The following is a 22191-nucleotide window of genomic DNA, read 5'->3' as shown; positions in this document are numbered from 1 at the left end:
CGGCCGCCGCGGGACCGGCCCGGGCTTCGTGCTTCAGGACGAGATGTCCGCCGGACACGTGTTCGATCGCCCGGGCCTGCTCGCCCTCGCCAACACCGGCGCGCCGCACAGCAGCGCCGCCGAGTTCTTCATCTCGTTCGCCCCGCTGACCCAGCTCAAGGGCAAGCACACCATCATTGGCTCGTGCGACTCCGAGGATGTCGTCCGCGAGCTGGCGCGCCGGGCCCTGGCCGACCCTGCGAACCCGCCGAAGATTGCGACGGTCACGATCCGCCGCGAACCATGACCCGCGATCTTCCTCACGGCTCTGCGCGTGCAGATTCGCTGGCCGCGGCGCGCGGTCGTGGGAAAACCCTCGCCGTCTACGGACCTACGACCATGCCCGAGATCTCGCACGTCCGCATCCTCTCCCTCTCCTGCGCGCTGGTGCTTGCCGCCTGCGCCCCCGACGCCGGCAAGACCGACGCTGGCAAGGCCGAGTCGACCAAGACCGAGGCCAAGAAGCCGGACGCCAAGGCGCCCGAAGTGAAGGCGCCCGAGGCCAAGGCCCCGGAGACCAAGCAGGAGGCCAAGACCGAGCCGCAGCCCGCGGCTTCGAAGTTCAAGAAGGGCCAGAACGTACGCCCTGGCCTCTCCCCGGCCGACCTGCTCGAGTTCAACAAGGCCCAGGGTGACCCGATGGGCGAGATCACCCTCGAGCAGGCGCTGGCCGGCGACGAGGTGCTCGCCGACAAGTCGAAGGGCAAGCTGTTCGCCACCCTCGACACCACGATGGGCCCGATCCGCTGCGAGCTGTTCGAGGAGCAGGTACCCAAGACGGTCGCCAACTTCGTCGGCCTCGCGCGCGGCGTGCGGCCCTACTACGTCAAGAAGGAAGACACCTGGAAGACGGGCAACTTCTACGACGGCACCCTGTTCCACCGCGTGATCCCCGGCTTCATGCTGCAGGGCGGCGATCCGCTGGGCAACGGCACCGGCGGCCCGGGCTTCCTCATCGTCGATGAGTTCGACAAGACCCTGCGCCACAGCGGCCCGGGCATCCTGTCGATGGCCAACCGCGGGCCGAACACCGGCAGCTCGCAGTTCTTCGTCACCGTCGCCGCCACGCCGCACCTCGACGACAAGCACGCCGTGTTCGGCAAGTGCGACAGCAAGACCGCGATCGAGATCAGCAAGGTCAAGACCCGCGCCGATCGCCCGCTCGACGACGTGAAGATCAACAAGGTCACGTTCGAGCGCGCCAAGAAGTGAGCCGCTCGCCTCTTTCATGACCGAAGGACATGGCCGCCGAGACCTGCGCGATGGGACAGGTCTCTGCGGCCATGTAGTATTCGCCGATTCGACAGCGACGGTGAGTAGACACGTCGCGCCTCGCGAGCTGGCGAGGACACGACCTCGAGAGCTGACGCTTCATCCTCGTCGCGGCAGTGAGCGCGGCCCTCAAGACGGCGAAGCCGCCGAGACTCGCGCCCGGGCTCCGCGTCGCGGGCGCTGCGCTCCATGCGGCCTGGAACGGCGAAGCCGCCGAGACTCGCGTCCCGGCGGCTCCATCGCGGCGCTTCGCGCTCGATGCGGCCCGAAACGGCGAAGCCGCCGAGACTCGCGTCCCGGCGGCTCCGTGCGGCGGCGCTTCGCGCCTCAGTGCGGCCCGTGCTCGCTCTCGTGGGCGGCGCGGTCCTTGCGGCGGCGCTCGTCGAGGTACTGCGCGACCGCTCGCCAGTCAGCCGGGCCTGCCACCAGCTCCCCGGACATGAACTTGCGGAACGGCGCGTTCGGGTGGTCCTCCGGCGGCATCGACAGGGCGGCGCGGAGCACGTCGTCGATGGTGTCGGCGAGCTTGACCTCGAGCGCCTTGAGCACGTTCTTCGGCACGTCCTGCAGGTCCTTCTCGTTGTCGCGCGGGCAGATGACGGTCTTCATGCCGCCGCGGAAGGCCGCGAGCAGCTTGTCCTTGAGCCCGCCGATCGGCAGCACCTTGCCGCGCAGGTTGATCTCGCCGGTCATCGCCACGTCCTTGCGCACGGGCACCTGCAGCAGCGCGGACACCAGCGAGGTCACGATCGTGACGCCCGCCGAGGGGCCGTCCTTGGGCACCGCGCCCTCGGGGAAGTGCACGTGGAAGTCGATGTGCTCGTAGAAGTCGGGCTCGAGGCCGAACGACAGCGAGCGCGAGCGGACGTAGGTGACCGCCGCCTGCGCCGACTCCTGCATGACCTCGCCGAGCTTGCCGGTCAGGGTGACCTTGCCCTTGCCGGCCGACACGGTGACCTCGGCGGGCAGCAGGTCGCCGCCGAAGATCGTCACGGCGAGGCCGTTGGTCATGCCGATCTGGTCGTTGGTCTCGGCGACGTTGTAGCGGAACTTCTGCGGGCCCAGGAGGCGCTGGACCGTGCGCACGTCGACCTTGTACGCCTTCTTCTTCTTGCCTTCCTTGATGTACTCGCGGGCCAGCTTGCGGACCACCGAGCCGACGGCGCGCTCGAGGTTACGGACCCCGGCTTCCTTCGTGTAGTGGTGGATGAGCTCGCCGACCGCCTGGTCGGTGAACGTGACCTCGACCGTCGACAGGCCGTTGGCCTCGAGCTGCTTCGGGATGAGGTACTGGCGGCAGATCTTGCCCTTCTCCTCGTCCGTGTAGCCCGTGAGCTCGATGATCTCCATGCGATCCTGCAGCGGCAGCGGGATCGAGTGCAGCGAGTTCGCGGTGCACAGGAACAGCACGTCGCTCAGGTCGTAGTCGAGGTCGAGGAAGTGGTCGACGAAGGCCTGGTTCTGCTCGGGGTCGAGGACCTCGAGCATCGCCGCCGACGGGTCGCCGCGGAAGTCCATCGAGATCTTGTCGATCTCGTCGAGCAGGAACACCGGGTTGGCGGAGCCCGCCTTGCGCAGGCCCTGGATGATCTTGCCCGGCATCGCGCCGATGTAGGTGCGCCGGTGGCCGCGGATCTCGGCCTCGTCGCGCACGCCGCCGAGCGACACGCGGACGAACTTGCGGTTGGTCGCTCGCGCCACGCTCTTCGCCAGCGACGTCTTGCCGACGCCGGGCGGGCCGACGAGGCACAGGATCGGGCCCTTCAGCTTCGGCACCAGCGAGCGCACCGCGAGGTACTCGATGATGCGCTCCTTCGGCTTCTCGAGGCCGTAGTGGTCCTGGTCGAGGATCTTCTCGGCCTCGTCGACGTCGAGCTTCTCGACCGTGCGCTCGTCCCACGGCAGCGCCAGCACCGTGTCGATGTAGTTGCGCACGACCGTGGCCTCGGCGCTCATCGGGCTCATCATCTTGAGCTTGCGCAGCTCCTTCTTGAGCCGGTCGGTCGCCTCGGCCGACATCTTCTTGCGGCGCACCTTCTCCTCGAGCTCGGCGATCTCGTTCTTGAACTCGTCCTGCGAGCCGAGCTCCTTCTGGATCGCCTGCATCTGCTCGTTGAGGTAGTACTCCTTCTGGTTCTTCTCCATCTGCTTCTTGACGCGCGTCCGGATCTTCTTCTCCACCTGGAGAATCTCGATCTCGTTCTGCATCAGCTCGTAGAGCTTCTCCAGGCGCGCCCGGACCGACTCGGTCTCGAGCAGCTCTTGCTTGGCCGACAGCTTGAAGTTCACGTGCGCGGCGATCGTGTCGGCCATGCGCGACGGGTTGTCGATGCTCGCCACGCTCGCGGCCAGCTCGGGCGGCACGCGCTTGTTGAGCTTGACGTAATTCTCGAAGGTCGCCTGCACCGAGCGCATCAGCGCCGCCAGCTCCGGCTCCTCCTCGACGGTCACCGCGGAGGGTTCGACGACGTCGACTTCGACCAGGAAGTACTTGTCGTGGTCGATGTAGCGGCCGATCTTCGCCCGGCTCTTGCCCTCGACCAGCACCTTGACGGTGCCGTCGGGCAGGCGGAGCAGCTGGATGATGCTGCCGATCGTGCCGAACGTGTGGATGCCGTCCGGCCGCGGATCGTTGACCTTGGCCTTCTTCTGCGCGCAGAGCAGGATGCTCCGGTCGCTTGCCATGGCCTCTTCGAGGGCGTTGATCGACTTCTCGCGCCCGACGAAGAGCGGCACGACCTCGTGCGGGAAGACGATGAGCTCGCGGAGCGGGAGAAGCGGGATCTTGCGTGCCATGAAGGAGCCTGGCGGCAAACCTAGCATCCGGGCCAGGTGGGGTCAAACACCGCGCGTGCGCTGCCCCCCGCGGCATGGCGCGGCGCGACTCGAGACCCGATGTGTGTGTCTCCAACGAGTGCGATCGGGCGGGCTCGTTTTGTGAGGCCTCGCTCACCCTCTCGGCGCGATGAACCACCGCCACAGCCGCGCGAGCGCGGCGCCGACGAGCACGCCCCAGGGCAGGCCTGGCGCGCCCGTGACGGCCAGCGCCAGCGCGACGACCTCGACGCGGACGTCGCTGTTCGACCACGCCGGCAGCGTGGCGCCGAGCCGCGCCGCGAACGCGTCGGCGCTCGGCAATTCGAAGCGCGGTCGCTCGCCGCGCAGCACGTCGCGCGCGTGGGCCAGCGACAAGAACGCCGCGCCCGCGCCGAGGCCGAGCAGCACCAGGCCGGCGACGCTGGAGCGACCCGCCTCGGCGACCAGCGCGTAGGTCAACGCGGCGACGTAGGCCGCGTGCCCGAACGGTCGCACCGCGGGCGCGAGCCACTGCACGTCGGCCGCGCCCCGCGCCCGCGGACCAGTCGCGCGAGCGCGGGCACCACGGCCGCGAGCTGCACCCCGATGCAGAGCAGCGCGGCCCCGAGGACGATCCCGAGCCGTCCACCGAGCAGAGCCGCCGGCCCGGCGAGGACCGCCGTCACCGTCGCCGCGAGCTCGATCTGTCCCAGCGGACGACCGCCGTCGGCCAAGCGATTCACGATCGCGCGCAGCCACCCCGAAGCGCTCGCGGCGCCCTCGACAGCGTCGCCGCGATCGCTCCAGATCACCGCCTCGAGCCGCGCACGATCTTCGCCGTACACGTAGCGCGCGAGATCTGCGGGCCCGCGATCGGCCGGCCACGGCAACTCCTCCGCGATCGGCAGCTCGGCCGGCACGCACGCGAGGTGACCGGTACACCACGCACTCGGACGTCCGAGCCCGTCGCCGAGCGAGTAGCCCTCGTCGGCCGCCAGCGGCTGCTCGACGAGCGCGCGCAGCAGCGGCTCGGCGATCACCGCGCTCTCGAACACCAGCAGCGCCGGGGCCGCGATCGGCTCGCCGGACGACACGACCCTCGCGCCATGTACGATCGAACATGTCCCTGGGGCCAGGAGCACCTCGGCGAAGCCGGCGCGGCGAGCGGCCTCGGCGAGGCGGACCGCGGGGGTGGTGCCGAGCACCGGGCGGGCCAGGTCGACCCGCGCCTCGGCGTCGGGCATCAGCACCAGGACGGGCGCGCTCACGAGGTCATCACCGCCGCGAGGTCGGCCAGCTGCAGCCCGGCGAGCCCGGGGACCACGCGGTGAGCCGCGTGTTGCCGCTGGTGCCCGGGCCGATCCGGCGGCGGGTTGGCCGCCGAGGTCGCCAGCACGCGCATGCCGGCCGCGAGCCCGGCCGCGATCCCGGCCTCGCTGTCCTCGACCACCAGGCACCGCTCCGGCGCCGCGCCGAGCCGCTGCGCCGCCAGGACATAGCCCTCCGGCGAGGGCTTGCCGCGGATCACGTCCTCGGCGCCGACGTAGAAGCGCAGCAGCTCGCCGATCTCGAGCACCTCCAGCGCCTGCACGATCTCCGAGCGCGCCGAACCGCTCACGATCGCCACCGCGATCCCGGCGGCGTGGGCCAAAGAGACCAGCTCGCGCGCCCCCTCGAGGACAGGAAGCCTCAACCCGGCCGCGAACATCACGTCCTTGGCCGCCGTGGTGCCGGCCAGCACCTCCGCCAGGGTTGCTCCCAGGCGCGCCTCCAATCGCAGCTCGGCGTAGATCTCCTGCCAGGCGTGGCCGATCACGAACAGCCGTTCGGGCTCGCTGAGTTCGAGCCCGCGGCCCGCGCAGAAGCGGACCAGGCCCTCGGTATGGATGTGCTCGCTGTGGACGAGGGTGCCGTCGAGGTCGAGGAGCAGCGCTTGCGGCAGGCCGATCATGCCGCGACAGGCTAACCGACCTCCGGCCCTGATACACTGTCACCTCCAGATGCCTGACCCCGGCGATGAACGCTGCCTGCCCGCCCTCGCCGCGGCCTTGCGGAGCCTCCTGCTCCCTGGTGCGGGCGCGGCCGAGCGGGCGCTCTCGGCCTTCGCCGAGCCGCAGGGGCTCGACTTCGCCGCGTTCCTCGAGCCCAGCGGACTCGGCTTTGCCCCGCGCGGCGTGTGGATGCGCGAGCGTGGGGCGCCGCGCGGCGACGAGCTGCGGCTGCCCCCGCGCTGGCTCGAGGCGTTCGCCGAGGGTCGGGTCGTCAGCGCCCCGGCGGGCGAGGTCTCGCCGCCCGAGCTCAAGCCGCTGCGGCTGTTCGGCGCCCCCGCCCTGCTGGCCGCCCCGGCGCGCGGCGACGGCCTGGTCGGCGTGCTCCTGTTCGCCGCCTTCGGCCAGCGCTTCACCTGGTCCGAAGGACATGCCCATGCGGCCAGTGCGTTGGCCGCCGCGCTGGCCGCCGCGCTCGTGCGCATCGACGAGACCGCCGCCGTCCTCGACCACCTGCCGCAGCGGATCGCCTGGAAGGACAGCCGCCTGCGCTACCGCGGGGCCAACCGCGCGTTCGCCCGCGCGGCCGGCCTCACCGGCGCCCAGCTGGCCGGCCGCAGCGACCGCGAGCTCGTCCTGCGCCCCGAGCTGTGCGACGGCGGCGACGTCGCGCGGCGGCACGAGCGCGAGGTGCTGCAGAGCGGGCGCCCGCAGCTCGCCCGCATCGAGGCGACCCAGGTCGCGGCGGGCCGCGAGCAGTGGCTCGCGGTCAGCCGGATCCCGCTGACCGGCGGCGACGGCAAGCCCTCGGGCGTGATCGTCGTCAGCGAGGACATCACCGACCGCTTGCAGGCCGCGGCGATGCTGCGCCACGCCGAGCGCACCGGCGCCGTCGCGCGGCTGGCCTCGGCGATGAGCGCCGACCTCCAGAACCCGCTGACCGAGATCGAGAACCTCGCCACCGACGAGCGGATCCGCAGCGCCGCCCGCAACGCGAACGACCTCGTGCGCCAGCTCGCCGCGTTCGCGCGCCGCCAGCTCGCCGACCCGATCGACGTCGCCCCCGCCTCGCTGATCGCCCGCATGGGCGGCCTGCTCGGGCGCGTGCTCGGCGACGGCCTCGCGCTCGAACTGCCCGTCGAGGGCCTGCGCAGCGCCGTCCGCGTCGACCCGCGCCAGCTCGAGCTGCTGGTCGTCGCCGTCGTGCGACACATCCGTTCGTACATGCCCCAGGGCGCCAAGCTGGCGATCGACGTCGCCCTGCAGACGCTGGGGATCGAGCGCTCGCTCGGGTTCGGGCTGCCCGCCGGCGAGTACGTCCGGATCCGCTTCCTCGCCTACCCGGTCGAGTCGGGCGGCGCCGACATGGGCGAGGCCCTGCGCGCGCGGCTGGCCCTGGCGCAGGCGATCGCCCGCCACGGCGGCGGCGCCCTCCGGCTCAACCGCGACAGCGAGTCGAGCTTCCGCGCCAGCTTCGACTCGCTGGCGATCGAGGTCGTGCTGCCGCGCGTGTTCAGCATCCCGCGCGCGGTCGATCCGACCCCCACGTCCGACACCCGCGGCGTCGAGTCGGTGCTCATCCTCGACGACGACCTCCACCTGCGCGGGGCCGTCGCCGCCGCCCTGCGCCAGCTCGGCTACACCGTCCACATCGCCGAGCACCTCGACGAGGCGCTCGCGCTGCAGCGCCAGACCCGGCCCCCGCCGGCCCTCGCCCTCATCTCGTCCGAGCTGTCGGCCGGCACCGCCGAGGCCGCGCGCGCCCTGCAGAAGGCCCAGCCCGAGCTGCGCGTGCTCGTGCTGTCGCGCCACGCCGGCGGCGAGGGCGTGGTCGTGTCCGGCAGCTTCGAAGCCCTCGCCGCCCGCGTCCGCCAGGCGCTCGACACCCGCCCGGGCTGACGCGCGCCGCGAGGGCGTGGTCGTGTCCGGCAGCTTCGAAGCCCTCGCCGCCCGCGTCCGCCAGGCGCTCGACACCCGCCCGGGCTGACGCGCCGCGAGCCGGCCCGAGCCCGCACGCGCGAGCGGCCTGTCCCTTCGCGTCGACATGTCCCTCAGGACATGCTCGAACAGCCATGCTTATTCAGACATGTCTCATAAGACATGCCCACTGAGACATGTCTACAGAGACATGTCCTCACGCCCCCGGCTGCGCGCGGCTTCGGCGCGGCGGCATCGCTCGCGCGATCGCCTCGGTCCACGCACGGGGACTGCGCACTGGGCGACGCCCGCGAGGTCGACGCCGCAGTACGCCGTCGCGATTCGGGCGCGGTCCGGTCCGCATCGCCCGGTCTGCGCTTGAACAGCGCACAGCGGCCCCTGCGCGCCGTTGTGGCGGTGATCCTGTCCCGGAGATCTCCCCGCGCGTGGCCCTGGGGTGAGGCGCGAGAACAGCGTATGGACGCGACGTGGAGGCCCTCGGCGCGCGCGCCGCTGCGCGTGAGCGTGGCGAGTTTTGGTACACCTTGCCACAGAGCAACCGGTGATGACGGCGCAGGGGCACTCGGGAGTTCGGTTTGCCGTGGCGTGACCACTACCTCGCGGCGATGCACGACATCCGGCGCGGCCTCGGCGAGCAGGTCGACCTGCCGGCGTTGGTCGGCTCGATCTTGTGGCACGCCGAGCAGTTCTTCGACGGCGTCGGCGCGGCCTTCTACCTCGCTCAGCCCGAGGGCCTGCGGGCGATCGCCGGCGCGAGCTCGGTGATCCGCTCGCTCGGCGAGCACATCGAGGGCGACCGCGGTCCGGTGGGGGAGGTGTGGCGCTCCGGGCACGCGCTGCTGGTCCCGCCCACCCACGACAGCTCGATCGGCCTCGCGCTGACGCCGGTCGAGACGCACGAGCGGAGGCTCGGCGTGATGGTCGTCGGCGGCCTCACCGGCCTGTCGGCCGTCGACGCCATGACCCTGGCCGAGATGGCCCCGTTCGCGGGCCTGCTGGCGATCAGCGTCGTCAACGCCGGCCTCTACATCACCGCCCGCCAGGAGCTGGCCGAGCGTCGCAAGGCCGAGGCCGCGCTGCGCGAGAGCGAGGAGCGGTTCCGGACCCTGTTCGAGTACGCCCCGGACGCCATCCTCGTCGTCGACGGCAACACCGGGCTGTTCGTCGATCCCAACGCCAACGCCCTCCGGCTGTACGGCCTCTCGCGCGAGGAGCTCATGCACGTCGGCCCCGGCATCATGAGCCCGCCGGTCCAGCCCGACGGCCGCAACTCGCTCGAGGGGGCGCGCGAGCACGTGCTCGCGGCCATGGCCGGCGAGGCGCCCGTGTTCGAGTGGGTCCACCGCAACGGCGCCGGGCAGGACATCCCGTGCGAGGTCCGGCTGGTGCGCCTGCCGGCCAGCGGCCGCAACCTCGTGCGCGCCAGCGTCACCGACATCACCGAGCGCAAGCGGGCCCAGCAGGCGCTGGCCGCCGCCAAGGAGGCCGCCGAGGCCGCCAACGCCGCCAAGGGCACCTTCCTCGCCAACATGAGCCACGAGATCCGCACGCCGATGAACGCCATCATCGGCATGACGGGGCTGCTCCTCGACACCCCGCTGAGCAGCGAGCAGCGCGACTTCGTCGACACCCTGCGCTCCTCGTGCGAGTCGCTGCTGACCATCATCAACGACATCCTCGACTTCTCGAAGATCGAGGCCAACAAGCTCGAGCTCGAGAGCGAGGCCTTCAACCTGCAGGAGTTCATCGACGGCGTGGTCGACCTCGTGGCCGCCAGCAAGCTCGGCGATAAGCCGCTCAACATCGCCGTCTCGATCGCCGCCGACGTCCCGCGCCGGCTCGTCACCGACTCCACGCGCCTGCGCCAGATCCTCCTCAACCTCCTCAGCAACGCCGTCAAGTTCACCGCCCACGGCGACATCAGCCTCGACGTCAGCGTCCGCGGCGTGCGGCGCCCCGGCGACGGCCCCCCGCGCTACGGCCTCCTGTTCGCGGTCGAGGACACCGGCATCGGCATCCGCGCCGACCGCATGGATCGGCTGTTCCAGAGCTTCAGCCAGCTCGACAGCTCGACCACCCGGCGCTTCGGCGGCACCGGCCTCGGCCTGGCGATCAGCAAGCGCCTGGCCGAGATGCTCGGCGGCACCATGTGGGCCGTCAGCGAGGTCGACCGCGGCTCGACCTTCTACTTCACCATCGACGCCGCCAGCGAGCCGAGCCCGCAGGTCATCGTCGCCGACCACGACGGCCGCTTCCGCGGCAAGCAGCTGCTGCTCGTCGACGCCAGCGGCCCGCAGCGGCGCCTGCTGTCCGGCCACGCCCACGCCTGGGGCCTGCAGACGCTCGCCTTCGCCACCGCCGGCGAGGCGCTGGCCGGCCTGCGCGAGGTCGCCGTCGACGTCGCGGTCGTCGACACCCTCTTGCCCGACGAGCGCCACAAGGAGCTGCTCGCCGCCCTGCGCGACGCCCACGTCCCGGTGGTCCTGCTCGCGCCGATGGCGAGGCGGTCCTATGGGACAGGTCTCGAAGAACATGACGCATTGGTCAGCAAGCCGATCAAGGGCGCCTCGCTGCTGGCCGCGCTGGCCAGCGTGCTCGGCGAGGGCGACGCCCAGCCGAAGCCGCGGGTCGAGCTCGGCGCGTCCGAGTTCGACCCGACCCTGGCCGAGCGCCTGCCGCTGCGGATCCTCGTCGCCGAGGACAACGCCACCAACCAGAAGCTCATGCTGTTGATGTTGGAGCGGTTCGGCTACCGGGCCGACTGCGCCTTCCACGGCATCGAGGCGCTCGACGCCATCAGCCGTCACGCCTACGACATCGTCCTCATGGACGTGCAGATGCCGGAGATGGACGGCCTCGAGGCGACGCGGCTCATCCGCCGCAGCGGCGGGCCGCAGCCGCGCATCGTCGCCATGACCGCCAACGCCATGGACAGCGACCGCGAGGCCTGCCTCGCCGCCGGCATGGACGACTACGTCAGCAAGCCGATCCAGATCCGCGAGCTGAGGGCCGCGCTCGAGCGGTCGCGCCGGCCCATCGAGGTCCCGCCGCCGCCGCCGCAGCTCGATCCTTCGCTGGTGTCGACCCCGACGGAGCTCGAGCGCGAGGCGACGGCCGGCTACCGCCAGCTGCGCGACCTGCTGGGCGCCGCCACGGCCGACGAGATCGCGGCCCTGTTCCTGCGCGAGGCCGACGAGCTGATGGAGCGCCTGCGCCTCGCCATCGCCGGCGGCGACGTCGACGGCGTGCGAGAGGCCGCGCACAGCCTCAAGGGCAGCTCCGGCGGCCTGCGGCTGATGAGCCTCCACGCCCTCGCCGCCGCCCTCGAGGCCAAGAGCCGCGCCGGCGACCTGCTGCACGCCCCGCTCCTGTTCGGCGAGCTCCAGCGGCAGTACGGCGTCGTCTACGATCACCTGGCCGGGCGCCCCGCCTGACCCGACCGGGCTCACGAGCGCCGGCGCCGGAGCCCCGCGGGCGCCTGCTATACCTCCGGCGCCCGCATGCAACGCGCCCTGAAAAGCCCCAAGGCCCCCGCCGCCCCGGCCGCCCCCGAGATGAAGGTCTGCGGCGTCAACGCCTGCCTGGCGCTCGCCGCTCGCCGCCCCGACGACGTCCGCCGCGTCTACGTCCACCCTCGCGGCTGCCCGCGTTCGGCTCTTTCCTCAAGCGCTGCGCCGAGCGCCGGATCGCCTACCACATCGTCGAGGACGACGAGCTCGAGCGGATCACCCAGTCCGTCCACCACGAGGGCATCTGCTTCATCGCCCGCGAGCGCCCGGCGATCGGCCTCGGGAGCGCGCTGCAGCGGCGCGACCCGACGCGCCCGCGCTGCCTCCTCTACCTCGGCGGCGTCGGCAACCCGCACAACCTCGGCGCCATCGTCCGCGTGTGCGCCCACTTCGACGTCGACGCGGTGCTCGCCGGCGGCCTCGAGACGCACGCCTCGCCGGCCATGCTGCGCACCGCCGAGGGCGGCGCCGAGTTCGTCGACGTCGTCCCCGTCGCCGACGGCACCGGCCCGTTGGTCGCCGCGCGGCGGGCCGGCTTCCGCCTGATCGCCACCGCCGCCCGGGCCAAGCGCTCGCTGTACAGCGCCCCGCTGCCGCCGCGGTCCATCATCATGCTGGGCGCCGAGGCCGACGGCCTCGCCCCTGCGCTCCTTAACATGGCCGACGACACCGTCCACATCCCCGGCACCGGCGCGCTCGACAGCCTCAACGTCGCCTGCGCCGCCGCCGTCGTGCTCGGCGAGTTCTGGCGCTGCCACCGGACCCCCGCCGCGGAGTAGTCGTGGCGCGCCACCCGGTCCTCACCGACGCGCTGCTCGCCGCCGCGCTCGGGCCCGAGGCCAAACCTGACCTTCAGGCCAGGTCCCCGCGCTTCTTCCACCGCCCGCTGTACGAGCGCCTGACGCGGGCCCACTGGGCCAGCCCTTACCTCCTGTGGGCCGGCCCGATCGCCGCCGGTCTGGTCTTCGGGACAGCCGCCTACCGCCCCGCGTCGCTGGCCCTCCTGGTCGCCGGCGGCTGGCTGGTGTGGACCTTCGTCGAGTACTGGCTGCACCGCGGCTTCTTCCACCTGGCCCCGACCACCCCCGCGCGGCAGGTCACCAGCTTCATCGTCCACCGCCACCACCACGTCGCCCCGAACGACCGCGACCGCCTGGTCGCCACCCCGCTCTACAGCGGCGGCCTGGCCCTGCTGCTGTTCGGCGTCTACGGCCTCGCCTTCGGCCCCGACGCCCGCTGGCCGCTCCTCGCCGGCACCCTGCTCGGCTACCTCGCCTACGAGTGGGCCCACCTCGTCGCCCACCACCGGCGCCCGCGCACCGCCCTCGGCCGGGCCGTCCGCCGCCGTCACCTGCGCCACCACTTCGGCGACCGCGCGCGCGACTTCGGCATCTCGAGCCCGCTATGGGACCTGGTCTTTCGCACCTATTCCAAAAACATGCCCCTGAGAACATGCCCGATCGGGCATGCCCTCCGTGACAGGTCCTCACGGCCCGGTCCGCGCCAGCGTGAAAGCCGCCAGCTCTGGCGCGGCTGCCACCACGTCGGCCCGCCCGTCGCCGTCGACGTCGCCGGCCGCCAGCGCCTGGGGCGTGATGCCCGGGCTGAACGGCACGCTCTGCACGCACGGCCCGTCGCCGCCGGCCACGAAGATCACGTGCACCCGCCCTGATCCCGCGGCCAACACCTCGCCCGCCCCGTCGCCGTCGACGTCGGCCACGGGCCCGAGCAGCCGCCCTTCTTCGACGTGAAAGTCCGGCATCGGCTGGCCCAAAGACCAGATCGTCAGCAGGTCGAGCTCCGGCGGCGGCTTGCGGTGCCCGATCAGGTCCGTCAGCCCGTCGCCGTCGACGTCCCCTGCCACCACGCTGTCGAGCGCGCGAATCCCCGGCGCCGTCACCCCGGCGATCGGCTGCAGCCCGATCCCCGCCACGAACTCGAGCACGTCGACCGCCGGCGGGCTCGCCACCGTCGCCAGCAGGTCGAGCCTGGCCGGGTCTCCGGCGACCGCACCGACCGACGTCGCGAACATCACCCCGCGCAGCGCCGCCCCGAACGGCTCGCCGAAGCCGCCCATCCCGTCGCCCAGGCGCAGCGCGATCGGCTGCGCCGGATCGGCGCCGCGGGCCAGCAGGTCGGCTCGCCCGTCGCCGTCGAAGTCGCCGGCCCACAGCTGCTCCGGGGTCGCGCCCAGCGTCTCCTTCACCGGCGCCGCGAACATCCCGTCCTGCCCGAACAGCAGGTGCAGCTCGCCGACGGGCGCTGCCCGGGACACCGCCAGGTCCGACGCCCCGTCGCCGTCGAAGTCCGCCACCGCCAGCCGCTGCGTGCCCCCGAACATGTCGGTCGGGAACGCCACCCCCGGCGCGAACCCCCGAGCCCGTCGCCGAGCAGCACCTCGACCGCGCCCGCGTCCGGCTCCAACGCCACCACGTCGAGCGCCGCGTCGCCGTCGACGTCGACCAGCGCCAGCGCGCTCGGAGAGCCATCCAGCCACGGCTCCGACAGCGTCAGCGGCAGCCGCTCGCACACCGGTATCGCCGCGATCGGGTCGCACCACCCTGGGCCGACGCACTCGTGGCCCTCGTCACATTCGTCGTCCGCGTAGCATTCGTAGCCCTGACAGCGCAGCTTGCTGCGCCATCGAGGTTCGGCACCACCGCGCAGCAGCCGACCGCGTCGTAGCACTCGCCCTCCACGCAGTACTCGCAAAAGCCCTCGCAGTCCGCGTCCGACTGGCACTCCGGCGCCGGGCCCGACGTCCCGCTGGTCTCGCTCGTCGCGCTCGTCGGCACCGTCGCGGACGGCTCGGTCGGCGATGGATCTCCCGTCGACGAGCCCGTCGTCGACGTCGACGTCTGCGCTCCCTCCGTCTCGTTCTCCGGGGTGCAGGACCACACGCCGCCACGCACAAGCCGGCAGCAATCCAGGTCAATCGAGTCTGCATGACGCGTAACCTTCGCACATTCGCCCGGGCGCGACAGGGGCAATCGCGTTCACATACAGAAGCGGACCCGTGGCCTGTACGACGCAGGCGCGTCATCGCTGCTGGTTCCTCCTGGACGAAGTTGTTTACTCTACGATGGGCCCGTGATCGGGCTGTAAGGAGCTCATGAAGACCACGACTCTCTGGTGCACGATCCTCGGCGCGTGTGCGCTCGCTTGCGATGTCTCTGACGATTCCACCCCTGGCGAGGCGCAGGACGTTGTTCTCGACCTCGACGAGGACGCCCGCGACATCTGCGAGATGGACGACGACGCCTGTGTGGAAGACCTGGCGGCCGCTGAAGAGCAGGCCTTGCACGGCCGCTGCGGCGTTCACCCGAGCGCCTTCGAGATCGCGGCGATGGAGGCCGACTTCCTGCATCGCTTCGCCGCCGGCCCCTCGCAGACGATCGACGGCACGCGGGCGGCCATCCCGGTGTGGTTCCACGTCATCCGCAACAACTCCGGCCAGGGCGACGTCAGCGACCAGCAGATCAACGCCCAGCTGAACCTCCTCAATCTGACCTACGCCGGGACCGGCTTCTCGTTCGCGCTGGCGGGTGTCGACCGGACCAACAACAACGCCTGGTACACGATGGCCTCCGGCAGCTCGGCCGAGGTGCAGGCGAAGAACGCCCTGCGCAAGGGCGGCAAGGAGACCCTCAACATCTACACCGGCAACATCGGCCAGGGCTTGCTCGGCTGGGCCACCTTCCCTCCCAGTACAACAGCAACCCGAAGTACGACGGCGTGGTGATCCTCAACGCCAGCCTGCCGGGCGGCAACGCGGTGCCTTACAACCTCGGCATGACCGGCGTCCACGAGGTCGGCCACTGGATGGGCCTCTATCACACCTTCCAGGGCGGCTGCTCCAAGCAGGGCGACCTCGTCGACGACACCCCGGCCGAGAAGTCGGCCGCGTTCGGCTGCCCCGTGGGCCGCAACACCTGCCCCGCCGCCGGCGAAGACCCGATCCGGAACTACATGGATTACACCGACGATGCTTGCATGACCAACTTCACGGCCGGCCAGGCCAGCCGCATGCAGGCCCAGGTGTCGACCTATCGCTGAAGCGACGGGAGCGGCGGGGGCCCGCCGCGTTCCTCGGGGTCATTCGCCCTCAGGAGCGCGCGGGCCTCGAGCCCGGCGACACGCCAATCTCTGACTCGCCTGAAAGGCCGCGCCCCGACATGGAAGGTCACGCGGCCTTCGTTGCAGGTACACCGCCCTGCCGATTGAAAGCCGGGGGCGACCTGTGCTTCCGTCGCGGCGTCGGAGATTGTGTGATGTCGCAGCGTAGCCTCGAATTCCTCGTTACTTGTTCTCTCCTGCTCGCCGCTTGCGGTGACGACGGCGGCGTCGCCACCGGCAGCGCCTCGGGCACCGGCGTGACCTCGGCCAGCGGCACGGTCACCGCCACTACCACCGCCACTACCACCGCCACCGCCACTGCCGGGACCGAGAGCACCTCCGGCAACAGCGGCACCGAATCGACGGGCACCGGTCCGACCACCGGCGACCCGACCACGGGCACGACCGCGCCGGTCGACACCACCGGGCCCGACACCACCGGCACCACGAGCAATCCCAGCACCACGACGCTCGATACCACCACCACCACCACCGGCGACGACACCACCACCACGTCGACGAGCCTCGCCACCACCGACGGCACCACGGGCGACTGCGCCGCGGTCAGCGAGACGGCGACGAACAAGAAGCAGCCGGCCGACATCATCTTCGCCATCGACAACTCGGGCTCGATGGACATGGAGATCGCCAGCGTCCAGGCCAACATGAACCAGTTCTCGGCCAAGATCATCAACAGCGGCATCGACGTCCGCGTCATCGTGATCTCCGACAACAGCATCTGCGTCGGCGCCCCGCTCGGCTCCGGCAACTGTCCAGCCGACAGCAAGCCGCCGACCTACACCCGCATCAATCAGGGCGTCGGCAGCAACAACGCGCTGCAGCTCATCCTCAGCACCTACCCGCAATACAAGGACCTGCTGCGCCCCGACGCCGCCACCCACGTCGTCGTCGTCACCGACGACGACTCCGACCTCGGCGCGAACGCCTTCGACACCCAGTTCAAGGCGCTGGAGCCCGGCATGACCGACTACAAGATGCACGCGATCTGCGGCGCCAAGGGCCCCAGCGACGTCCTGTGGTGCATCCAGAACGCGGTGTGCTGCGCCTTCACGGCCGACGCCGGCGACGTCTACCTCGACCTCATCGCCAACACCGGCGGCAAGTGGGGCGACCTCTGCCTGCAGAACTTCACCCCGGTGTTCGACGAGCTGTCGACCCAGGTCATCGAGAACGCCACCCTCGCCTGCGAGTGGAACATCCCCGAGCCGATGGGCGAGCCGATCGACTTCGACAAGGTCAACGTCGAGTTCGACGACGGCACCCCCGAGACCTTCGGCAAGGTCCCGAGCCCGGCCGAGTGCGCGAACGTCAGCGACGGCTGGTACTACGACGACGAGCAGAACCCGACCAAGATCTTCGTGTGTCCGCAGACCTGCGCCAAGATCCAGGGCGTGCCCGACGCCAAGATCAACATCGAGTTCGGCTGCGAGACCATCATCGCCCAGTGATAGACTGACCGGGCGCGCCATGTCGTTCCGCGACCAGCACGCCGTGCCCGGCCCCGCCGCCGACCCGTTCGCCCGCTTCCAGGCGCTGTTCGCGGCGCTGGAGCACCTCGGCGGCAACGGCGACTCGCTGCGCCTCGTCGCCATCAACCTGCTCGGCGTGCCCGGCGAACCCGACGCCATCGCCGAGCAGGTCCGCGAATGCGACCGCGAGCTCGCGCAGCGGTTCGGCTGGTGGAGCAGCACCCCCGGCGACACCCGCCGCGTGCTCGCCTCGCAGCTCGTCAAGACCGGCGACCGGGCCGACGCCTTCGTCGCCGAGGTCGACCGCGTCGCCGCCCTGTTCCGCGACGTCGGCGTGCGCCGCGGCGGCGTCTACGAGACCCTCGCCGCGCTGGTGCTGCGACGCGCGCTCGGCGGCGCCCCCGCCACCCGCGCCCACGTCGAGCGCTTCGCGGCGATCTACGCCGAGATGAAGCGCTATCACTGGTGGCTGACCGGCCCCGAGGACTTCCCCGCCTGCGCCATGATGGTCGGCTGCGAGGGCACGCCCGCGGACATCGGCGCCGGCATCGAGGCCATCTATCGCGCGCTGCACGAGCGCGCCGGGCTGTGGCAGGGCAACGCCTTGCAGACGGCCGCCAACATCCTCTACCTCACCCGCCTCGGCGCGCTCGAGATCGCCGAGCGGTTCGCCCTCGTGGTCCAGCAGTTCCGCGCCGCCGGGGCCAAGATCGGCCAGCAGGAGTACGACGACCTGGCGATCCTGTGCTTCCTCGCCCTCCCGGTCGAGCGGATCGTCGCCAACGTGCTCGCCATCCGCGATCGGTTGACCGCGAGTCGGTGGTGGTCTCGCCGCGGCGACCTCGGGCTCGCCGCCAACCTCGCGTTCGTCCACCTGGTCGGCGAGGACGGCGCTCTCGGCCCGCTCGCCGACGCCAAGCTGCTGCTCGACATCCAGGCCCTCGTCGCCGCGCGTCAGGCCACCGTGGTCGCCGTCGCCGCCAGCGGATAGGGCCTTTTTCGCCGCGCCTCGGGTCTGGCATCCTGCTCGGGATGTCCACGCCGCGCTTGCTGGCGCTCGTGCTCGTGCTCGCGGGGCTGCACCTCGGCGTCGACGCGCTGGCGGCCGAGGTCGTCGGCACCTTCGGCGCAGTGCTGGCCGCGACCAGCTTCGGCCCCGGCGATCCGCCGCGCCGACCGTGGCTGCTCCGCGCCGTCGCGCTCGGCCTCGTCGTGACCGCGCACGCGCTCCAGCGGCTCGGCCTCGTCACCGTCCACCGCCTCGACTACGTCCTCCTGATCGTCGCCAACGTCCTCGGCGCGCTGGCCCTGCTCGGCTTCTTGCGCGTCCTCCGGCGCAGCGGCCTCACCGTCCCGCTGCGCCCCGGCGAGCGCGTCGTCGCCGTGCTCCTCGCCTGCGCCACGCTCGGCGTCGTCGCGTGGATCCTCGCCGCCCTCGTCCTCCACTCGATCCGCGACGTCGCCGTCGCGGTCAGCACCCTGTGTGACGCGGTCGTCTTCACCACCGCCGCCTTGCTGCTCCGTCATGTCTTGCCGATGCGCGGCGGCCTCGTGGCCCAGCCCTACCTCCTGCTCGCCGCCGACGGCCTGTGCTTCCTCGCGCTCGACCTCGCCCACGCGCTGCAGCCCGTCCCCGGCCCGGCGTTCGCACCGCTGAGCGCGCTCGGCCACGCCACGGGCGGCGCGGCCGGGTTCGCGCAAGCGGTCCTCGTGCGCCGCGGCGCTCGGCCTTCACGTTGACAGCACCCGCCTCGCCGCGACATTTTCTCGCCATGGCCGAGGAGCCGCACGCGCTCGTCCCCGTCGACGCTTCGCGTCCGCCCGACGCGTACGAGCAACGCTACATGGCCGGCGAGGGCACCGTCCTGTACCGCCACAAGCACCGCGCGCCGTGGCAGCTGCACGCGCTCTTCGTGTTCAGCATGATCGCCGTGTTCGGCGCCGCGCTGGCGGCCGGCGGCCTCGTCGGCGGCGCCGTCGGGATCGCCGTCGGCCTGCCGCTGTTCGGGCTGATGTGGATCCTGTCCTCGGTCCTGCGCGTCACCGTGTCGGAGGGCCACGTCAACGTCCAGTACGCGATGTTCGGGCCCAAGATCCCGATCGCCGGCATCGAGCACGCCGAGCTCGTGCAGTACGACTGGCGCCGCTTCGGCGGCTGGGGCATCAAGCGCTCGCTGGCCGGCGAGTGGATCTACAACATGCCCGGCGACGGTGGCCGCGCGGTCCGGATCGTCTGGCGCGACGCTCGCGGCAAGCGCCACGTCACCCACGTCGGCAGCCCGCGCGCCGACGAGCTGTTGCAGCAGATCCGCCGCGCCCAGCGAGCCTTGCCCGCCGGCGCCCGCCCGGCCGCGCTCGCGCCCGGCGACGAGTGAGCCGCAGCGCGCGCGCGTCGGCGACGACTCACGAGCCTCGTGGCGCCTCACCCATCACGAAGGCCCCCGGCCAGCCGCCGTGGGCCGCGATCGCGCGATCGATCTCGTCCATCACCGCGAGCGTCGCCTGCAGCGCCGCCGCCATCACCCGGTAGTGCCCCACCTCTTCGATCGTCAGCGTCCGCCCGCGGCGCGCCTTGAGCCACTTCTCGCACGGCGCGTAACCCCCGACCTCGAACGCCCACACGGCGGCCGGCACCCCGGCGAAGCCGCGCGTCTTCTTCCTGTCGATGAAGACATGTCCCTCGGACCATGTCACGACCTCGACGACGCGCCCCGGCTCACCTGTCCATTCGGCCAGCCCCTCGACGACCTGCGCCGTCTCGAGCAGGTGCAGCCCGACCAGCCGATCCCCCGACCTCACCAGCGCCTGCGCCAGCCCCGGCGTCGCCGCGATCGGCACCCGCGCGAAGTCCTCGCGGATCGCCGGCCCGTAGCGCGCCCGGTACGTCGGGCTGTGGACCACCGCGTACACGTAATGCAGCAGCGCCTCCGGCCCGAGATCGAGCCCCGTCGCGCTTCGCACCGCCGCGACGAACTCCGGCCGCAGGTTGGCAGCGCGCGCCCCGTCCTCGCCGAGCAGGTACAGCGGCGCCAGGAAGTCCTGCCCGCGGTTGCCGAGATAGAACGTCCCGTGGCAAGTGGCGTCGCGCGTCACGCCGAAGTGCGACACCCGCGGGCCGACGATCTGGCGGTTGTACACCAGGGCCAGGTTGTCGCCGGCCAGCATGTGCCGCATCACCGCCGCGCGCGGCCGGCCAAGGAATCCACCTGACTTTTCGGACATGTACGTCCAGCGCCAGTCGAACGGCCGGTACAAGATCCGCCGCACCCGCTCGAGCGCCGGCCCGAGCGCCCGCAGCTCCGCCTGCGCCGCCGCCAGCGACCACGCCCCGTCCGCGGCGATCGCCAGCGCCCGCCGTGCCTCCGCCTCGCTCGCGCCGGCCAGCAGCCGGGTCCGCGCTTGCACATCCGCCGCGGTCCAGCCGATGCACACCGGATCGTTCTTGCTCTGGATCCCCGAACTGTGGACCGCGAAGATCGCCGGCATCGGCCACCAGCCCGCGTACTCGGCCGGCACCTCACCTGTCTCTTCCGCCATGTCCCAGCGGTAATACGGCGCCCGCGGCTGGTGCGGCCGCAAGAGCCCCGTCAGCCCGCCGGCATCGCCGAGCCGCGCCAGCTTGTCGGCCCGCCGCCCGCGCAGCGAACCGCCGTGGTGCCCCGCCCCGCCGCCCTTGCACAGCCACGCGATCGCCACCCCCTGGGTGATCGCGAACACGTTCTCGTCGACCACGTCGCCGCGCACGTCGCCGTGGAGGTCGATCACCCGGCGCCACGGGAACGTCGCCTGCAGGCTGGCCCGCAGCCCGCGCTTGGCGATCCCCACCAGCAGATCGCGGTTGATCACCAGCCCCACCACCGCGCGCGGCACCTGCTCGGCCAGGTACTCGGCCAGGCGCAGGAACTTCCACTCGTCGCGCAGCAGGTCGCTCTTGGTCTCGCCCAGCCCAGACTTCCAGCGGCGCAGCTCGGCCACCAGCCACCCCGGCGACGACGACGACGACGCATACGGCGGATTGCCGACCACCACCGTGTAGCGCCGCTCGGGCGGCTCGGCCAGCGCGTCGCGGCGCACGAGGCCGCACGGCTCCTCGCCGCTCGGCGCGTAGCCGCTGCGGATCAGCGCGTCCGCCAGGCGCAGCCGCGCGACCACCAGCGGCGCCAGCATCGGCTCGTACGCGTGCAGCCGCGGCAGCAGGTGCGCCGGCACGTAGGCACGCCAGCGCTGCAGCACGGCCGCATCGTCGATCGCGGGCACGCCGAGCTCGCGGCGCCAGCGGTCCTTCATCGTCCGCTCGATCGACCGCACGCACGCCAGGACGAACGCCCCCGTCCCGCACGCGAAGTCGAGGATCGACACGAACGGCCCGGGCCCGTCCGCCTCGCCCGTCACCTGCGCCCACGTGTCCGTCGCCGCCAGGCCGTCGGCCAGCCCGAGCTGCTCGCGCAGCGCCTCGTCGACGCCGGCGACGATCGCGGTCACCAGCGGCCGCGGCGTGTAGAACACCCCGCTCCGCCGTCGCGCCCGCGGATCGAGGCTCGCCAGCAGCGGCTCGAAGAACGCCTCCGCGGCCTCCTCGCCGCCCATCACTTCGAGCGCGTCGAGTCGCCCGGCGATCCGCGCCAGCTCGCCCGCCAGCGGACCGGTCAGCGCCGCCAGCTCGCGCTGCAGCCCGGCCGCCCGCGCCAGCTCGATCGCCCGCGCCAGCGTCGCCCCCTCACCTGTCTGTTCGGACAGCCCGCGCGCGGCGAACAACGCCGCCACCAGCGCCTGCGCCTCGACCTCGGTCTCGCCCGTCAGCCCCGTCAGTCGCGGCTGCAGCGCCCGGACCTCCGCCGCCAGCATCGGCGCGAGCGCCTCGACCCGCTCGCTGGCGCGTGCACGCCGTGGCACACGCGCAGCCTAGCCCAACCTGTCCCTGCGGACAACGCCGCCCCGGGTCGGGCCGCCCCGCTGCCGGTCGCGCAGCTCGGGCACGAGACTGGACCTCGAGGACATGTCCCAAAGACGTCTCGCGCGTGCGACCGTCCGCTCGGGTGAACT

General features: G+C 72.0%; 18 protein-coding genes and 2 pseudogenes (1 of these 20 cut by a window edge). 13 read left to right on the top strand and 7 right to left on the bottom strand.

The annotated features are described in order from the left end of the window. Both OV079_RS04585 and OV079_RS04580 read left to right on the top strand, forming a co-directional pair. On the top strand, window positions 1-286 hold the 3' portion of the coding sequence (locus tag OV079_RS04585; RefSeq protein WP_267778457.1) for a peptidylprolyl isomerase. 164 nt of this gene lie to the left of the window's left edge; only the last 286 of its 450 coding nucleotides appear in the window; the start codon falls outside the window, past its left edge; the stop codon is at window positions 284-286. A 92-nt stretch (window positions 287-378) separates the two neighbouring features. After that, window positions 379-1251 carry a peptidylprolyl isomerase gene (locus OV079_RS04580; protein ID WP_267766463.1) on the top strand — a complete coding sequence of 291 codons (873 nt, stop codon included), beginning with the start codon at window positions 379-381 and terminating at the stop codon, window positions 1249-1251. Between the two features lie 387 nt (window positions 1252-1638). Here OV079_RS04580 and lon read toward each other — a convergent pair whose 3' ends face one another. The 4 genes from lon to OV079_RS04560 form a co-directional block, all read right to left on the bottom strand. Continuing rightward, complete coding sequence (gene lon / locus OV079_RS04575; RefSeq protein WP_267766462.1) at window positions 1639-4107, bottom strand: endopeptidase La; 2469 nt, start codon at window positions 4105-4107, stop codon at window positions 1639-1641. A 153-nt stretch (window positions 4108-4260) separates the two neighbouring features. After that, entirely contained in the window at window positions 4261-4623 is a 363-nt protein-coding gene (locus OV079_RS04570; RefSeq protein WP_267766461.1) for a hypothetical protein, read from the bottom strand. Beyond that, complete coding sequence (locus OV079_RS04565; protein ID WP_267766460.1) at window positions 4584-5375, bottom strand: hypothetical protein; 792 nt, start codon at window positions 5373-5375, stop codon at window positions 4584-4586. Before OV079_RS04565 ends, OV079_RS04570 begins: the two co-directional genes overlap by 40 nt. Continuing rightward, the gene (locus tag OV079_RS04560) at window positions 5372-6058 is read right to left on the bottom strand and encodes an HAD family hydrolase (protein ID WP_267766459.1); all 687 of its coding nucleotides are present in this window, start codon (window positions 6056-6058) and stop codon (window positions 5372-5374) included. The genes OV079_RS04565 and OV079_RS04560 overlap by 4 nt, the downstream gene beginning before the upstream one ends. A gap of 49 nt (window positions 6059-6107) precedes the next feature. Between OV079_RS04560 and OV079_RS04555 the strand changes: the two genes are divergently transcribed. The 3 genes and pseudogenes from OV079_RS04555 to OV079_RS57260 all read left to right on the top strand — a co-directional run. Then, window positions 6108-7994: a PAS domain-containing sensor histidine kinase gene (locus OV079_RS04555; RefSeq protein ID WP_267766458.1), complete on the top strand. Its 1887-nt coding sequence runs from the start codon at window positions 6108-6110 to the stop codon at window positions 7992-7994. Window positions 7995-8638: 644 nt separating this feature from the next. Next, on the top strand, window positions 8639-11467 hold the full coding sequence (locus tag OV079_RS04550) for a response regulator (RefSeq protein ID WP_267766457.1): 2829 nt from the start codon (window positions 8639-8641) through the stop codon (window positions 11465-11467). After that, a pseudogene (locus tag OV079_RS57260) lies at window positions 11464-11745 on the top strand (hypothetical protein); the annotation flags it as partial. The gene OV079_RS04550 and the pseudogene OV079_RS57260, both read left to right, overlap by 4 nt. Here OV079_RS57260 and OV079_RS04545 read toward each other — a convergent pair. Further along, window positions 11656-11898 carry a hypothetical protein gene (locus tag OV079_RS04545; RefSeq protein ID WP_267766456.1) on the bottom strand — a complete coding sequence of 81 codons (243 nt, stop codon included), beginning with the start codon at window positions 11896-11898 and terminating at the stop codon, window positions 11656-11658. The pseudogene OV079_RS57260 and the gene OV079_RS04545 sit on opposite strands and share 90 nt — an antisense overlap. A gap of 21 nt (window positions 11899-11919) precedes the next feature. Between OV079_RS04545 and OV079_RS04540 the strand changes: the two genes are divergently transcribed. After that, on the top strand, window positions 11920-12321 hold the full coding sequence (locus OV079_RS04540) for a TrmH family RNA methyltransferase (RefSeq protein ID WP_267766455.1): 402 nt from the start codon (window positions 11920-11922) through the stop codon (window positions 12319-12321). Between the two features lie 2 nt (window positions 12322-12323). Then, window positions 12324-12956: pseudogene (locus OV079_RS55575) on the top strand (sterol desaturase family protein); the annotation flags it as partial. 72 nt (window positions 12957-13028) lie between these two features. Here OV079_RS55575 and OV079_RS04530 read toward each other — a convergent pair. Further along, entirely contained in the window at window positions 13029-13901 is an 873-nt protein-coding gene (locus OV079_RS04530) for an FG-GAP repeat domain-containing protein (protein WP_267766454.1), read from the bottom strand. 753 nt (window positions 13902-14654) lie between these two features. Between OV079_RS04530 and OV079_RS04525 the strand changes: the two genes are divergently transcribed. From OV079_RS04525 to OV079_RS04500, 6 genes are all read left to right on the top strand, one after another. After that, a complete protein-coding gene (locus OV079_RS04525) occupies window positions 14655-15284 on the top strand; it encodes a zinc metalloprotease (protein WP_267766453.1) in 630 nt (209 codons plus the stop codon). Beyond that, window positions 15278-15598 carry a M43 family zinc metalloprotease gene (locus OV079_RS04520; protein WP_267766452.1) on the top strand — a complete coding sequence of 107 codons (321 nt, stop codon included), beginning with the start codon at window positions 15278-15280 and terminating at the stop codon, window positions 15596-15598. The genes OV079_RS04525 and OV079_RS04520 overlap by 7 nt, the downstream gene beginning before the upstream one ends. A 215-nt stretch (window positions 15599-15813) precedes the next feature. Next, complete coding sequence (locus OV079_RS04515; protein WP_267766451.1) at window positions 15814-17127, top strand: vWA domain-containing protein; 1314 nt, start codon at window positions 15814-15816, stop codon at window positions 17125-17127. Window positions 17128-17146: 19 nt separating this feature from the next. Next, on the top strand, window positions 17147-18139 hold the full coding sequence (locus OV079_RS04510) for a DUF4003 family protein (RefSeq protein ID WP_267766450.1): 993 nt from the start codon (window positions 17147-17149) through the stop codon (window positions 18137-18139). A 41-nt stretch (window positions 18140-18180) separates the two neighbouring features. Next, complete coding sequence (locus OV079_RS04505; RefSeq protein WP_267766449.1) at window positions 18181-18888, top strand: hypothetical protein; 708 nt, start codon at window positions 18181-18183, stop codon at window positions 18886-18888. Between the two features lie 32 nt (window positions 18889-18920). Continuing rightward, window positions 18921-19523, top strand: coding sequence for a hypothetical protein (locus tag OV079_RS04500; RefSeq protein WP_267766448.1), 603 nt, complete (start codon window positions 18921-18923; stop codon window positions 19521-19523). A gap of 28 nt (window positions 19524-19551) precedes the next feature. Here OV079_RS04500 and OV079_RS55570 read toward each other — a convergent pair whose 3' ends face one another. Further along, window positions 19552-22041, bottom strand: a complete 2490-nt coding sequence (locus tag OV079_RS55570; RefSeq protein ID WP_267766444.1) for a type ISP restriction/modification enzyme — start codon at window positions 22039-22041, stop codon at window positions 19552-19554. Window positions 22042-22191: the final 150 nt, after the last annotated feature.

It is taken from the genome of Nannocystis pusilla (assembly GCF_026626665.1).
Classification (GTDB): domain Bacteria; phylum Myxococcota_A; class Polyangia; order Nannocystales; family Nannocystaceae; genus Nannocystis; species Nannocystis pusilla.
This window is presented reverse-complemented; position numbering and strand designations above follow the sequence as displayed.

Excerpts from the sequence above, each read along its gene's own strand:
- OV079_RS04580 (WP_267766463.1), top strand. The coding sequence starts at position 379 with ATGCCCGAGATCTCGCACGTCCGCATCCTCTCCCTCTCCTGCGCGCTG.
- lon (WP_267766462.1), bottom strand. The coding sequence starts at position 4,107 with ATGGCACGCAAGATCCCGCTTCTCCCGCTCCGCGAGCTCATCGTCTTC.
- OV079_RS04560 (WP_267766459.1), bottom strand. The coding sequence starts at position 6,058 with ATGATCGGCCTGCCGCAAGCGCTGCTCCTCGACCTCGACGGCACCCTC.
- OV079_RS04555 (WP_267766458.1), top strand. The coding sequence starts at position 6,108 with ATGCCTGACCCCGGCGATGAACGCTGCCTGCCCGCCCTCGCCGCGGCC.
- OV079_RS04550 (WP_267766457.1), top strand. The coding sequence starts at position 8,639 with ATGCACGACATCCGGCGCGGCCTCGGCGAGCAGGTCGACCTGCCGGCG.
- OV079_RS04525 (WP_267766453.1), top strand. The coding sequence starts at position 14,655 with ATGAAGACCACGACTCTCTGGTGCACGATCCTCGGCGCGTGTGCGCTC.
- OV079_RS04515 (WP_267766451.1), top strand. The coding sequence starts at position 15,814 with ATGTCGCAGCGTAGCCTCGAATTCCTCGTTACTTGTTCTCTCCTGCTC.
- OV079_RS04510 (WP_267766450.1), top strand. The coding sequence starts at position 17,147 with ATGTCGTTCCGCGACCAGCACGCCGTGCCCGGCCCCGCCGCCGACCCG.
- OV079_RS04505 (WP_267766449.1), top strand. The coding sequence starts at position 18,181 with ATGTCCACGCCGCGCTTGCTGGCGCTCGTGCTCGTGCTCGCGGGGCTG.
- OV079_RS04500 (WP_267766448.1), top strand. The coding sequence starts at position 18,921 with ATGGCCGAGGAGCCGCACGCGCTCGTCCCCGTCGACGCTTCGCGTCCG.